At 68.2% G+C, this 12752-nt stretch carries 10 protein-coding genes; 8 read left to right on the top strand and 2 right to left on the bottom strand.

Going from position 1 to position 12752, the window contains the following annotated elements; all coding sequences use genetic code 11:
- Positions 1-13: 13 nt before the first annotated feature.
- Positions 14-697, bottom strand: a complete 684-nt coding sequence (locus B5X82_RS21685; RefSeq protein WP_079650268.1) for a GntR family transcriptional regulator — start codon at positions 695-697, stop codon at positions 14-16.
- A gap of 69 nt (positions 698-766) precedes the next feature.
- Between B5X82_RS21685 and B5X82_RS21680 the strand changes: the two genes are divergently transcribed.
- Genes B5X82_RS21680 through B5X82_RS21670 form a run of 3 tightly spaced genes read left to right on the top strand, consistent with a single transcriptional unit; the run spans position 767 to position 3757 of the window.
- Positions 767-1522, top strand: coding sequence for an SDR family NAD(P)-dependent oxidoreductase (locus B5X82_RS21680; protein WP_079650267.1), 756 nt, complete (start codon positions 767-769; stop codon positions 1520-1522).
- A gap of 13 nt (positions 1523-1535) precedes the next feature.
- The gene (locus B5X82_RS21675) at positions 1536-2699 is read left to right on the top strand and encodes an acyl-CoA dehydrogenase family protein (protein ID WP_079650266.1); all 1164 of its coding nucleotides are present in this window, start codon (positions 1536-1538) and stop codon (positions 2697-2699) included.
- Entirely contained in the window at positions 2696-3757 is a 1062-nt protein-coding gene (locus B5X82_RS21670) for a phosphotransferase (RefSeq protein ID WP_079650265.1), read from the top strand. The genes B5X82_RS21675 and B5X82_RS21670 overlap by 4 nt, the downstream gene beginning before the upstream one ends.
- Positions 3758-3765: 8 nt before the next feature.
- Here the strand turns inward: B5X82_RS21670 and B5X82_RS21665 are convergent, their stop codons facing one another.
- Positions 3766-6477, bottom strand: a complete 2712-nt coding sequence (locus tag B5X82_RS21665) for an adenylate/guanylate cyclase domain-containing protein (RefSeq protein WP_079650264.1) — start codon at positions 6475-6477, stop codon at positions 3766-3768.
- A gap of 204 nt (positions 6478-6681) precedes the next feature.
- Between B5X82_RS21665 and B5X82_RS21660 the strand changes: the two genes are divergently transcribed.
- The 5 genes from B5X82_RS21660 to B5X82_RS21640 all read left to right on the top strand — a co-directional run bounded on the left by B5X82_RS21660 (position 6682) and on the right by B5X82_RS21640 (position 12752).
- Positions 6682-7584, top strand: coding sequence for a LysR family transcriptional regulator (locus tag B5X82_RS21660; protein WP_079650262.1), 903 nt, complete (start codon positions 6682-6684; stop codon positions 7582-7584).
- A 69-nt stretch (positions 7585-7653) separates the two neighbouring features.
- The gene (locus B5X82_RS21655) at positions 7654-8133 is read left to right on the top strand and encodes an NAD(P)H-dependent oxidoreductase subunit E (protein WP_176152661.1); all 480 of its coding nucleotides are present in this window, start codon (positions 7654-7656) and stop codon (positions 8131-8133) included.
- Entirely contained in the window at positions 8130-9677 is a 1548-nt protein-coding gene (locus tag B5X82_RS21650) for an NADH-ubiquinone oxidoreductase-F iron-sulfur binding region domain-containing protein (protein WP_079650261.1), read from the top strand. The genes B5X82_RS21655 and B5X82_RS21650 overlap by 4 nt, the downstream gene beginning before the upstream one ends.
- Positions 9678-9681: 4 nt before the next feature.
- Positions 9682-12525, top strand: coding sequence for a formate dehydrogenase subunit alpha (gene fdhF, locus B5X82_RS21645; RefSeq protein WP_079650260.1), 2844 nt, complete (start codon positions 9682-9684; stop codon positions 12523-12525).
- Entirely contained in the window at positions 12522-12752 is a 231-nt protein-coding gene (locus B5X82_RS21640) for a formate dehydrogenase subunit delta (RefSeq protein ID WP_079650259.1), read from the top strand. The genes fdhF and B5X82_RS21640 overlap by 4 nt, the downstream gene beginning before the upstream one ends.

Below are 12752 nucleotides of genomic sequence, written 5' to 3'. Positions count from 1 at the left end.
TAAACAGGCTTTATTACGGATGGACGGTCGTCAGCTCCCGGATCACGGCGCGGACGTTGTCGACATGTCCGGTCGCGGCGCGTTCGGCGGCGTCGGCGTCGCGCGCGACGATCGCGCGGGCGATCGCCTGATAGTCGGCCAGCCGGATGCCGCGCAGCCGGGGCGACGGATATTGCGCGTGGATGATGTGGATGCCGATCGCCGGGAACAGCCGTTGCAGCTCGCGATTGCCGCCGATCAGCAGCAGCGCGCGATAGAAGCCGCGCCGCGCCCGGCTGAACGCCGCCGCCTCGCCGCCCGGCGCTGCCTCGCCCAACTCGTCGAGCGCGGCCGAGAGCAGCGCGCCATGCTCGTCGCCGAACCCCTTCGCGGCGGCGCGCGCGACGAGCCGGGTCATTGCCTCGGCGACGTCGAGCACCTCGAAGGTCTCGGCGAGATCGAGCCGGCGGATCGCGGGCGAGCGGTTGGGGCTGAGGTCGACGACCCCGCGCACCGCAAGATGTTGCATCGCCTCGCGCACCGCGTTGCGGCCGACCTCGAACCGGGCGGCGAGGTCGGTCTCGATCAGCCGCTGGCCGGGCACCATCCGCCCGCCCTCGAGATCCTGGAGGATGCCGAGATACACCCGCCGCGCCGCGCCGGCGGGCTCGGGTCCGGGCCAGTGGAGGGCCGGCGATGATCCGGGATCGGTCGTCATGGCATTGATTGTTCCACAATCTTGTTCCATAGTCGAGAGACAATCGCCATGGAGTCGCAAGGAGCCCGGATGCCTGACCTTCACGATCTGAGCGGGAAGACCGCCTTCGTCACCGGCGCCTCGGGCGGGCTCGGCGCCCACTTCGCGCAGGTGCTGGCGCGGGCCGGCGCCGCGGTGATCATCGCCGCCCGCCGCCGCGAGGCGCTGGCCGAGGTGGCGGCCGGGATCGAGGCCGCCGGTGGCCGGTGCGAGACCGCCGCGCTCGACGTTTCGGATTCGGCGAGCATCGCCGCGATCGAGCCGCTGCTCGCCGGCGTCGACATCTTCGTCAACAATGCCGGGGTGGTGGTGGAGAAGCCCTTCCTTGACCAGAGCGAGGAGGATTGGGACCGGGTGGTCGGCACCAATGCCAAGGGCATGTTCCTGCTCACCCAGGCGGCGGCCCGGGCGATGAAGGCGCGCGGCAAGGGCGGGTCGATCATCAACATCGCCTCGATCCTGGGCCTGCGCCAGGGCGCCCATGTGTCGACCTATGCGATCTCCAAGGCGGCGGCGATCCAGCTCACCAAGTCGGCCGCGCTTGAGCTCGCGCGCTTCGGCATCCGCGTGAACGCGCTCTGCCCCGGCTATATCGAGACCGACCTCAACCGTTCCGCCTGGGAAACCGAAGGCGGCAAGCGGATGATCCAGCGCATACCGCAGCGCCGCCTCGGCGAGGCGCACGAGCTCGACGGGCCGCTGCTGCTGCTGGCGTCCGACGCTTCCACCTACATGACCGGATCGGCGCTCGTCGCCGATGGCGGCCACCTCGTCAGCTCGCTTTGAAGGAAGATCATCCATGACCGAACGCGCCCTTGCGATCGCCGCCCGCGTCGAGGCCTTCGTCCGCGAAACCGTCATCCCCTATGAGAAGGACCCGCGCTGCGGCGACCACGGCCCCAGCGACGCGCTGGTCCAGGAGATGCGCGTCAAGGCGCGGGCGGCGGGCGTCCTCACCCCGCACATCCTGGCCGACGGATCGCACCTCACCCAGCGCGAGACCGCGGTCGTCCTCAAGGCGTCGGGGCTGTCGCCGCTCGGGCCGCTCGCGGTCAACACCATGGCGCCCGACGAGGGCAACATGTACCTGATCGGCAAGATCGGCACGCCCGAGCTCAAGGCGCGCTTCCTCGACCAGCTCGTGTCGGGGGACAGCCGATCGGCCTTCTTCATGACCGAGCCGGCGCTGGAGGGCGGGGCGGGTTCCGATCCGTCGATGATGCAGACGCTGTGCCATCGCGACGGCGATCATTGGGTGATCAACGGCCGCAAGGCGTTCATCACCGGCGCCGACGGGGCAAGGGTCGGCATCGTCATGGCGAAGTCGGAGGACGGCGCCTGCATGTTCCTGGTCGACCTGCCCGATCCGGCAATCCGGATCGAACGGGTGCTCGAAACGATCGACAGCTCGATGCCGGGCGGCCATTCGGTGGTGGTCATCGACAATCTGCGCGTGCCGGCGAGCCAGATGCTGGGGGCGAGCGGCGAGGGGTTCAAATATGCCCAGGTGCGCCTCTCCCCGGCGCGGCTGTCGCACTGCATGCGCTGGCTCGGCTGTGCGACGCGGGCGCAGGAGATCGCGGTCGACTATGCCTGCCGGCGCGAGGGGTTCGGCAAGAAGCTGATCGACCATGAGGGCGTCGGCTTCATGCTGGCGGAGAACATGATCGACCTGCAGCAGGCCGAGCTGATGATCGACTGGTGCGCCGGGGTGCTCGACGGCGGCTCGCTCGGCACGGTCGAAAGCTCGATGGCGAAGGTGCAGGTGTCGGAGGCGCTCTACCGGGTCGCCGATCGCTGCATCCAGGTGATGGGCGGCATGGGCGTGTCGCGCGATACGGTGGTCGAGCAGATCTTTCGCGAGATCCGCGCCTTCCGCATCTATGACGGCCCGACCGAGGTCCATAAATGGTCGCTCGCCAAGAAGCTCAAGCGCGACCATGCCAGGGCCCATGCGGCATGAGCGGCGGGAACGGCCAGGACGAGAATAGCGGCACCACCCCGGTCCGCGCGGGCTTCGCCTTCGACGAGGCGAGCCTGGCGCGCTGGATGGCCGATCATGTGCCCGGTTTCGCGGGGCCGCTGACGGTCGAGCAGTTCAGAGGCGGCCAGTCCAACCCGACCTACAAGCTGGTGACGCCGGGGCGCTCCTATGTGCTGCGCCGCAAGCCGTCGGGCCAGCTGCTCAAGGGCGCGCATGCGGTCGAGCGCGAGGCGAAGGTGCTGACCGGGCTGGAGAAGGCGGGCTTCCCCGTCGCCCATGTCCATGCGCTGTGCACCGACGACGCCGTGATCGGCACCTGGTTCTACATCATGGACATGGTCGAGGGCCGGGTCTTCTGGGACGCGACCCTGCCAGGCATCGCGGCGGCCGATCGCCCGGCCTATTATGACGCGATGAACGCGACGATCGCCGCGCTCCACCAGGTCGACTATGCGGCGGTGGGCCTTGCCGACTATGGTCGGCCCGGCAATTATTTCGAGCGGCAGATCGGGCGCTGGTCGCAGCAATATCTCGACGATGCCGATGCCGGCCGCGACCCGGACATGGACCGGGTGATCGACTGGCTGCGCGCGAACATCCCGCCCGGCGACGAGACCGCGATCGTCCATGGCGACTTTCGTATAGACAATATGATATTCCACCCGAGCGAGCCGCGCGTGCTGGCGGTGCTCGACTGGGAGTTGTCGACGCTCGGCCATCCGCTCGCCGACTTCGCCTATCACGCGATGATGTACCACATGCCGCCGCACATCGTCGCGGGGCTCGCCGGGGCCGACCTGAAGGCGCTCAACATCCCGGACGAGGAGAGCTACATCGCCGCCTATTGCGCGCGCACCGGGCGAGTGTCGATCCCCAATTACCGGTTCTACACCGCGTTCAACTTCTTCCGCATGGCGGCGATCTTCCACGGCATCAAGGGCCGCGTCATCCGCGGCACCGCCGCCTCCGCCCAAGCCGCCCAGCGCGCGAAGATGTTCCCCGAACTGGCGCGGATCGCCTGGGCGCAGGTGGGATAGGCGCGCCCCTATTTGGAAGTGAGCGTCCAGACCCCGTCCCAGTCGGCGGGCGGGGGCGTTTTGGCGAAGGCGCGGCAGCGCTCGACATACATGGCCGAGGGGCCGTCGCCCGGCATCGCCCGCAGCGCGGCGAGGAAGGCCTGTTCGGCGTCGTCCCAGGCCATGGCGCGATAGGCGGCGAAGCCCGCTTCATAATGCTCCAGCATCGCGCCGAGCCCGCGATCGATCTCCGCCGCGCGATAGCCGAGCGATTCATGGACGCCGACCGGGAAGTCCTTGCCCTTCACCCGGATCAGGTCGATCTCGCGCACCAGCCTGGGATCGGCGAGCCGGGCATGGGTGAATTCGGAGAAAAGGATCTTCGAGCCATAGGCCTTGTTCGCGCCTTCGAGCCGGGAGGCGAGGTTCACGCTGTCGCCGATCACCGTATATTCCATGCGCTTGATCGAGCCGATATTGCCGACGATCACGTCGCCGGTGCTGATCCCCAGCCCGATATCGATCGGCTTCTCCCCCATCGCGGCGCGCTTCAGGTTGAGCGCGGCGAGCTCGACCAGCATCTGGTTCGCGGTCGCCACCGCGTTGTCGGCGTCGTTGGGCCCGGCGAAGGGCGCGCCGAACAGCGCCATGATCGCGTCGCCGATATATTTGTCGAGGATGCCCTTATGGGCGAAGATCACGTCGACCATCTCGGTGAAATAGCTGTTGAGCATCGTCACCGTCTCGCGCGCGCCGATCTTCTCGGCGATCGTCGTGAAGCCGCGCACGTCGGAGAACAGGATCGACACGGTCTGGTCCTTGCCGGTCAGTTCGCTCTCGCCGGCCTCCAATAGCTGGTCGGCGACCTCCTTCGACATGTAGCGCGCCATGGTCGACCGGACGCGCTTCTCGCTGGTGATGTCCTCCATCACCAGCATCGACCCGATCACCGCGTCGTTGGCGTCGACCAGCGGTGCGGCGGTGAGGTTGATCGAGGAGGCCTTGCCGTCACGGCCGATCAGCTCGGCATCGACCGCCAGATAAGCCTCCCGATCGCGGTCGGTGCGTTCCAGCCGCTCGGCGATCCATGCGTTGCTCCCGGTGAAGGCGTCGCGCGCGCTGGCGCCGATCAGCCCGTCGGATGCGTCCATCAGCCGGCGCGCGGCCTCGTTGCTGGTGACGATCCGCCGGTCCTCGTCGAAGGTGATCACCGCGTTCGACGTGCTCTTGAGGATCGCCTCGTTATAGTTCTTCATGTAGAGCACGTCGTCGAACAGCCGGGCATTCTCCAGGCACACCGCGATCTGGGCGGAGAAGGCGCGCAGCCGCGCCTCGTCCTTGGCCGTGAACGCCGCCGCGTCGCGCTTGTTGAGCACCTGGGTCACGCCGATCCGGCCGCCATGCTTGTCGAAGATCGGCTGGCACAGGATCGATCGGGTGACGAAGCCGGTCGCGCGGTCGACCTCCGGATTGAAACGCGGATCGGCATAGGGATCGGTGATCGTCTCGGCGACGCCGCTGGTGAACACCGCGCCGGCGATGCCGCGGTTCGACGGCAGGCGGATTTCGCGGACCAGGTCGCCCTCGGCGAACAGCGAGAACAGCTCGTCGGTCTTGCGGTCGTAGACGAACAGCGTCGACCGCTCGGCGTTGAGCAGTTCGGTCGTCGTCCGCATGATCCGGGCGATCAGTATCTCGAGCTTCAGTTCGCCCGCCAGGTCGTTGCTGACCTCGAGGATGAGCTGCTCCTCGCGCAGCGCCTCCAGCATGTGCTGGAAGCCGCGGAAGATGTCGGCATATTCGTCGGTGGAGACGACCTCCAGCTTCACCTCGTCGAGGTCGCCGCGCTCCACCTGGCGCATGCTGTCGATCAGCCGGCTCGCCGATCGCGACACCTCGTGCGCGGTCAGCAGTGCCATCATCACCGACCCGAGCATGCAGATGCAGACCACGCCGGTGATCCAGATATAGAGCGGCATCATCATCGACGGCGTCGGATCGATCCCCTGCAGGACGAACATCCGCTGGACCTTGAAGATGATCGAGGCGGCGAAGAAGATCAGCGGCAGCGCGGCGACGAAGATCGTCAGGTAGAGCAGCTTGCTCTTGAGCCGGATCGCGACGAGCTGCTGCTGATATTCGGGCGGCAGGCCGCCGTCGAGCTGCTCCGACAGCCGCACGATCGTCGGCACCAGCGCGCGGGCGACCCCGAAATATTCGAAGATCGCATGGGTCGGGGAAGCGAAGAACAGGCACGTCGCGGCGAACACCAGCACCTGCCAGCCCTGATAGCCGGCGTCGAACGCCCAGTTGGCGAAGGGCAGCGCCATGCACACCATCACCGTCACGATCGGGCCGTGCAGGAAGGTGACGCGCATGAACGAATAGAAGGGCAGGTTGAGCGCGCGGACCACCGCCGCCATGATCACCGGCTGCGGCGGCTGCGTCCCGGCGTCGAGTGCGCGCAGCGCCGCGTCGATCGGGCGATAATGGCGGACGATCAGATAGACGTCGGACAGGTTGTAGATGGCGACGACGACCGGCGTCATGCCGATCAGGATCAGCCATTGGCGCAGGTCGAGTTCCAGCCCGAACAGCACGAGCGCCATGGTGATGACGATCGCGGTGGTGCAGCCGCCCTGGTAGAGCCAGACCAGCCGCCAGAACAGCGCCCGGGCGCCGGGCGGCGGCATGGCGCGGGTCTCCGCGCCGGCGCCGGCGATCGGCTTGAGCTCGGTCATGGCCGGACTCGGGCGGGTGGCGGCTTCATGCTGTCGCGGCTCCCCCGATGTCCCCCGACCTGCGTGCATCGCAAGATCCCCCCGCCGATGGTTTGCCGCCGCAGCGGAGCCTTTGTCCAGCGAAGTTTCGCTTGGTCGGCCCGGTCTCGGCTGTCGCGCCAGCCTTCGCGACATGATAGGGCCCGTCTATCGAGAGGAGCATCGATGCAGCTTCGCCTGTTGCGCTACTTCACCACCCTGGCCCGCGAAGGGCATTTCGCCCGCGCGGCCGAGGCGTGCGGCGTCACCCAGCCAACGCTGTCGGCCGGGATCGCCGCGCTGGAGGAGCAGTTCGGCCATAGGTTGGTGCTGCGCGAGCGGCGCTATATCGGACTCAGCCCCGAAGGGCAGGCGATGCTGCCCTGGGCGCAGCAACTCATCGCCGTCTATGACGGCATGGCGCATGCGATGGAGGCGATCGACGGCCCGATCCAGGGCGAGTTCCGGCTGGGCGTGATCCCGGCGGCGATGCCGGCGACCGGCTATCTCGCGCGGGCGCTGCTCGCCGGACATCCGGCGTCGACCCTGTCGGTGCGCTCGCTCACCTCGCGTGAAATCGAGCGGGGCCTGGTCGCCTTCGACCTCGATGCCGGGCTCACCTATCTCGACCATGAGCCGCCCGCCGACATGCTCGCCGCGCCGCTCTATGCGGAGCGCTACATCTTCCTCGCCCGCGCCGGCGGCGATTTCGACGGGCGGACGTCGATCGGCTGGGCCGAGGCGGCGGGGTCCGATCTCTGCCTGCTCCATCCCGGAATGCAGAACCGCCGCATCCTCGACACCCGGCTCGCCGAGCGCGGCCTCGCCATCCGTCCGCGCGCGACCGCCGACAGCTATGTCGCGCTGCTGGCGATGGTGCAGGCGGGCGGTTTCGCGACGATCATGCCCGACAGCTATCTGGCGCTGTTGCCCGGCATGAGCTGGGCCCGCATCCTGCCGTTCGACGATCCCGCCCCGGCCAGCCGGATCGGCGTGATCGTTCCCAACCGCCATCCGATCGGTCCGCTGGCGGCGGCAGCGCTGGCGGTCGCGCGCGCCGTCGCACTGCCCGACGGCTTCAGGATCTGATAGAGAATATCTATCAATCATTGGGATTAGTGATTTGACCCGGCCGGGCGGCGGGGTCACATCCGGGCCATGACGATGGAGAGACGAGAGCCGGTCGAGGCGGTGGTCGCGCGCCTCCTGGCCGCGCAGGGCGAACGGCGCGGGGCGCTGTTGCCGCTATTGCACGATCTGCAGGAGGAACTGGGCTTCGTCGGCGAGGAGACGGTCGCCGCCGTCGCTCACGCGATGAACCTCAGCCGGGCCGAGGTGCACGGCGTGGTCAGCTTCTACCACGACTTCCGCAAAGCGCCGGCCGGTCGGCACGTCGTCAAATATTGCCGTGCCGAAAGCTGCCGGTCGCGCGGCGGCGTCGCGATCGAGACGGCACTGGCCGATCGGCTGCGGGTGGCGATGGGCGAAACCCGCGCCGACGGGCAGGTAACGCTCGAACCCGTCTATTGCCTCGGCCTCTGCGCGATCGGGCCCAATGCGCTGGTCGACGGCGCGCCGGTCGCGCGGATCGACGGCGCGGCGGCGATCGAGCGCATCGCCGCGACGGTGGCGGCATGACCACGGTCTTCATCAGCGCCGACATGGCCTCGGTCGCGCTCGGCGCGGACGCGCTGGCCGACGCGTTCGCCCGCGCTGGCTGCACCGTCGTCCGCACCGGCAGCCGTGGCCTGTTCGCGATCGAGCCGCTGGTCGAGGTGCAGGAGGGCGAGGCGCGGATCGGCTATGGCCGGGTCGGCCCCGACGATGTCGCGGCGATCCTGTCGGGCGACCATCCGCGCCGGCTCGGCCCGGTCGACGCGCTTCCCTTCTTCGCCCGGCAGCAGCGTTTCACCTTCGCGCGATGCGGAATCAACGATCCGCTGGACATGGCCGCCTATGCCGCGAGCGGCGGCTGGCGCGGGCTGGAGGCGGCGCGGGCGATGGCGCCGCAGGCGGTGGTCGACGCGGTCAAGGCGTCGGGCCTGCGCGGCCGGGGCGGGGCGGGCTTCCCGACCGGGATCAAGTGGCAGACCGTGCTCGACGCCAGGCCCGCCGAGAAGTTCGTCGTCTGCAATGCCGATGAGGGCGACAGCGGCACCTTCGCCGACCGGATGCTGATGGAAGGCGACCCCTATTGCCTGATCGAGGGCATGGCGATCGCGGCCCATGCGGTCGGCGCCGGCCATGGCTATGTCTATATCCGCTCCGAATATCCCTTCGCGATCCGGGCGATGCAGGGCGCGATCGAGCGCTCGGCGTCGCTGCTCGCCCCGTTCACCCTGGAGGTGCGGGTAGGGGCAGGGGCTTATGTCTGCGGCGAGGAGACCGCGCTGCTCGACAGCATCGAAGGCAAGCGCGGGCAGGTCCGCGCCAAGCCGCCGCTGCCGGCGATCGAAGGGCTGTTCGGCCAGCCGACCGTGATCAACAACGTGCTCAGCCTCGCCGCCGTCCCGTTCATCCTGAGCGAGGGGGCGGAAGCCTATGCGGCGGTCGGCCTCGGCCGCTCGCGCGGCACCATGCCGGTGCAGCTCGCGGGCAATATCCGCAACGGCGGCCTGTTCGAGATCGGCTTCGGCATCAGCCTGGGCGAGCTGGTCGAAACGGTCGGCGGCGGCACCGCGTCCGGCCGGCCGGTGCGCGCGGTGCAGGTGGGCGGGCCGCTCGGCGCCTATATCCCGCCATCGATGTTCGACCTGCCGTTCGACTATGAATCCTTCGCGGCGGCGGGCGCGCTGATCGGCCATGCCGGGATCACCGTGTTCGACGACACGGTCGACATGGCGCAGATGGCCCGCTTCGCGATGGAGTTCTGTGCGGTCGAGAGCTGCGGCAAATGCACCCCCTGCCGGATCGGATCGACCCGAGGGGTCGAGACAATCGACCGGATCATCGCCGGCGGGCGCGGCGGCGACCGGGTCGAAGCGCTGCCGCAGATGCGCAACGCGAAGGCGCGGCAGAAGATCGTCGAGCAGGAGATCGCCCTGCTGCGCGACCTGTGTGACACGATGAAATACGGATCGCTCTGCGCGCTCGGAGGTTTCACCCCCTATCCGGTGCTGAGCGCGCTCGATCATTTCCCCGAGGATTTTGGCGCGCCGGCGATGCCGGCGGCGGCGGAGTAGGCCCATGGCGTGGATCGGCGAAATCGACCTCGGCACCAAGGCGGTGCCGGTGACCGGCCCGATGGTGGCGCTGACCATCGACGACCAGCGGGTCGAGGTGCCAGAGGGCACGTCGATCATGCGCGCGGCGGCGCTGATGGGGACGACCATCCCCAAGCTTTGCGCGACCGACATGCTCGACAGCTTCGGCTCGTGCCGGCTCTGCCTGGTCGAGATCGACGGGCGGGCGGGCTATCCCGCCTCCTGCACGACGCCGGTGGCGCCGGGCATGGTCGTCCGCACCCAGACCGCCAAGCTCCAGGAGCTGCGGCGTGGGGTGATGGAGCTCTATATCTCCGACCATCCGCTCGACTGCCTGACCTGTTCGGCCAATGGCGATTGCGAGTTGCAGGACATGGCGGGGGCGGTCGGCCTGCGCGAGGTGCGCTATGGCTATGAGGGCGAGAACCACCTCGTCGCTGAAAAGGATGAGTCCAACCCCTATTTCACCTTCGACAGCACCAAGTGCATCGTCTGCTCGCGCTGCGTGCGCGCCTGCGACGAGGTGCAGGGGACGCTGGCGCTGACCGTCGACGGGCGCGGCTTCGAGTCGCACATCGCCGCCAGCCAGGACCAGGACTTCCTCTCTTCCGAATGCGTTAGCTGCGGCGCCTGCGTCCAGGCCTGCCCGACGTCGGCGCTGATCGAGAAGTCAGTGATCGAGAAGGGCACCCCCGACCGCGCCGTCGTCACCACCTGCGCCTATTGCGGGGTCGGCTGCGCCTTCCGCGCCGAGCTGCGTGGCGAGGAGCTGGTGCGGATGGTGCCGTGGAAGGACGGCAAGGCCAATCGCGGCCATAGCTGCGTCAAGGGCCGTTTCGCCTGGGGCTATGCCCAGCATCGCGAACGCATATTGAAGCCCATGGTCCGCGCCTCGGTCGACCAGCCCTGGCGCGAGGTGGGCTGGGAGGAGGCGATCGCCCATGTCGCGTCCGAGTTCCGCCGCATCCAGGCGACCTATGGCACCCGCTCGGTCGGCGGCATCACCTCCAGCCGCTGTACCAACGAGGAGACCTTCCTCGTCCAGAAGCTGATCCGGCAGGGCTTCGGCAACAACAATGTCGATACCTGCGCACGGGTCTGCCACTCGCCGACCGGATACGGGCTGAAGACGACCTTCGGCACCTCGGCCGGTACCCAGGATTTCGACAGCGTCCAACAGGCGGACGTGATCATGGTGATCGGCGCCAATCCGACCGATGGTCACCCGGTCTTCGCCAGCCGGATGAAGCGGCGGCTGCGTCAGGGGGCGAAGCTGATCGTCGTCGATCCGCGCCGTACCGACCTGGTGCGCAGCGCCCGCATCGCGGCCGACCATCACCTGCCGCTCAAGCCGGGCACCAACGTTGCGGTGCTGACCGCTATGGCGCATGTCATCGTCGGGGAAGGGCTGGCGGACGAGGCCTATATCCGCGAACGTTGCGACTGGGACGAATATCAGGACTGGGCGGCGTTCGTGTCCGAGCCGCACCGCTCGCCCGAGGCGACCGAAGCTCTGACCGGGGTGCCCGCCGCCGATCTGCGTGCCGCGGCCCGGCTCTATGCGACCGGCGGCAACGGCGCGATCTATTACGGCCTCGGCGTCACCGAGCACAGCCAGGGATCGTCGACGGTGATGGCGATCGCCAACCTCGCCATGGCGACCGGCAATATCGGCCGCGAAGGCGTGGGCGTGAATCCGCTACGCGGACAGAACAACGTCCAGGGCTCGTGCGACATGGGCAGCTTTCCGCACGAATATTCGGGCTATCGCCACGTCTCCGACCCGGCGACGCGCGCGATGTTCGAAGCGGCCTGGGGCGTGCCGCTCGATCCCGAGCCGGGCTTGCGGATCAACAACATGCTCGATGCCGCGACAGACGGCGTCTTCAAGGGGCTTTTCATCCAGGGGGAGGACATCCTCCAGTCCGATCCCAATACGACCCATGTCGCCGCCGGGCTCGCCGCGATGGAATGCGTGGTGGTGCAGGATCTCTTCCTCAACGAGACCGCCAATTACGCGCACGTATTCCTGCCGGGATCGACCTTCCTGGAGAAGGACGGGACCTTCACCAATGCCGAGCGCCGCATCCAGCTCGTCCGCAAGGTGATGGCGCCGCTCAACGGCTATGCCGACTGGGAGATCGTCCAGCTCGTCGCCCGGGCGATGGGGCTCGACTGGAATTATACCCATCCGTCCGAGATCATGGACGAGGTCGCCCGCCTGACGCCGAGCTTCGCCGGGGTCAGCTTCGACCTGATCGCGGAGCATGGGTCGATCCAGTGGCCCGCCAATGACAAGGCCCCGCTCGGCACGCCGACGATGCACATCGGCGGCTTCGCGCGCGGCAAGGGCAAGTTCGTCGTCACCGACTATGTCGCGACCGACGAGAAGACCGGGCCGCGCTATCCGCTGCTGCTGACAACCGGCCGCATCCTCAGCCACTACAATGTCGGCGCGCAGACGCGGCGGACGGCCAACGTCGCCTGGCATCCGGAGGACCTGCTGGAGATCCATCCGCTCGACGCGGAGAATCGCGGCATCAAGGATCGCGACTGGGTCTATCTGCGCAGCCGCGCGGGGGAGACCACGTTGCGCGCGACGGTGACCGAGCGGGTCGCGCCCGGGGTGGTCTATACCACCTTCCACCACCCGGCGACGCAGGCCAACGTCATCACCACCGACTATTCCGACTGGGCGACCAACTGTCCCGAGTACAAGGTCACGGCGGTGCAGGTCGGCCTGTCCAACGGCCCGTCGGACTGGCAGGAGGACTATGCCGAGCAGGCGCGGCTGAGCCGCCGCATCCTCGTCGAGGCTGCCGAATGAGCGGGATGACCAACGACGAGAAGCTCGTCTATATGGTGAACCAGATCGCCCGCAATTTCGAGGCGCTGGGATATGACCATGCCGTGGCGGCGACCGAGGATCACCTGCTCAAATATTGGGACCCGCGCATGAAGACGCGGATCCGGATGCTTGCGGCGGAGCATGCCGACGCGCTGTGCGCCATCGCCTCGGCCGCATTGTCGCGTCTGGGCGCGGACGCCGGCTGA

Origin of the sequence: Rhizorhabdus histidinilytica (assembly GCF_900167915.1) — a bacterium.
Taxonomy (GTDB): domain Bacteria; phylum Pseudomonadota; class Alphaproteobacteria; order Sphingomonadales; family Sphingomonadaceae; genus Rhizorhabdus; species Rhizorhabdus histidinilytica.
This window is presented reverse-complemented; position numbering and strand designations above follow the sequence as displayed.

What these genes read in the sequence shown, in the direction of transcription:
- B5X82_RS21685 (WP_079650268.1), bottom strand. Translation starts at nt 697, where the DNA reads ATGACGACCGATCCCGGATCATCGCCGGCCCTCCACTGGCCCGGACCC.
- B5X82_RS21680 (WP_079650267.1), top strand. Translation starts at nt 767, where the DNA reads ATGCCTGACCTTCACGATCTGAGCGGGAAGACCGCCTTCGTCACCGGC.
- B5X82_RS21675 (WP_079650266.1), top strand. Translation starts at nt 1,536, where the DNA reads ATGACCGAACGCGCCCTTGCGATCGCCGCCCGCGTCGAGGCCTTCGTC.
- B5X82_RS21670 (WP_079650265.1), top strand. Translation starts at nt 2,696, where the DNA reads ATGAGCGGCGGGAACGGCCAGGACGAGAATAGCGGCACCACCCCGGTC.
- B5X82_RS21665 (WP_079650264.1), bottom strand. Translation starts at nt 6,477, where the DNA reads ATGACCGAGCTCAAGCCGATCGCCGGCGCCGGCGCGGAGACCCGCGCC.
- B5X82_RS21660 (WP_079650262.1), top strand. Translation starts at nt 6,682, where the DNA reads ATGCAGCTTCGCCTGTTGCGCTACTTCACCACCCTGGCCCGCGAAGGG.
- B5X82_RS21655 (WP_176152661.1), top strand. Translation starts at nt 7,654, where the DNA reads ATGACGATGGAGAGACGAGAGCCGGTCGAGGCGGTGGTCGCGCGCCTC.
- B5X82_RS21650 (WP_079650261.1), top strand. Translation starts at nt 8,130, where the DNA reads ATGACCACGGTCTTCATCAGCGCCGACATGGCCTCGGTCGCGCTCGGC.
- fdhF (WP_079650260.1), top strand. Translation starts at nt 9,682, where the DNA reads ATGGCGTGGATCGGCGAAATCGACCTCGGCACCAAGGCGGTGCCGGTG.
- B5X82_RS21640 (WP_079650259.1), top strand. Translation starts at nt 12,522, where the DNA reads ATGAGCGGGATGACCAACGACGAGAAGCTCGTCTATATGGTGAACCAG.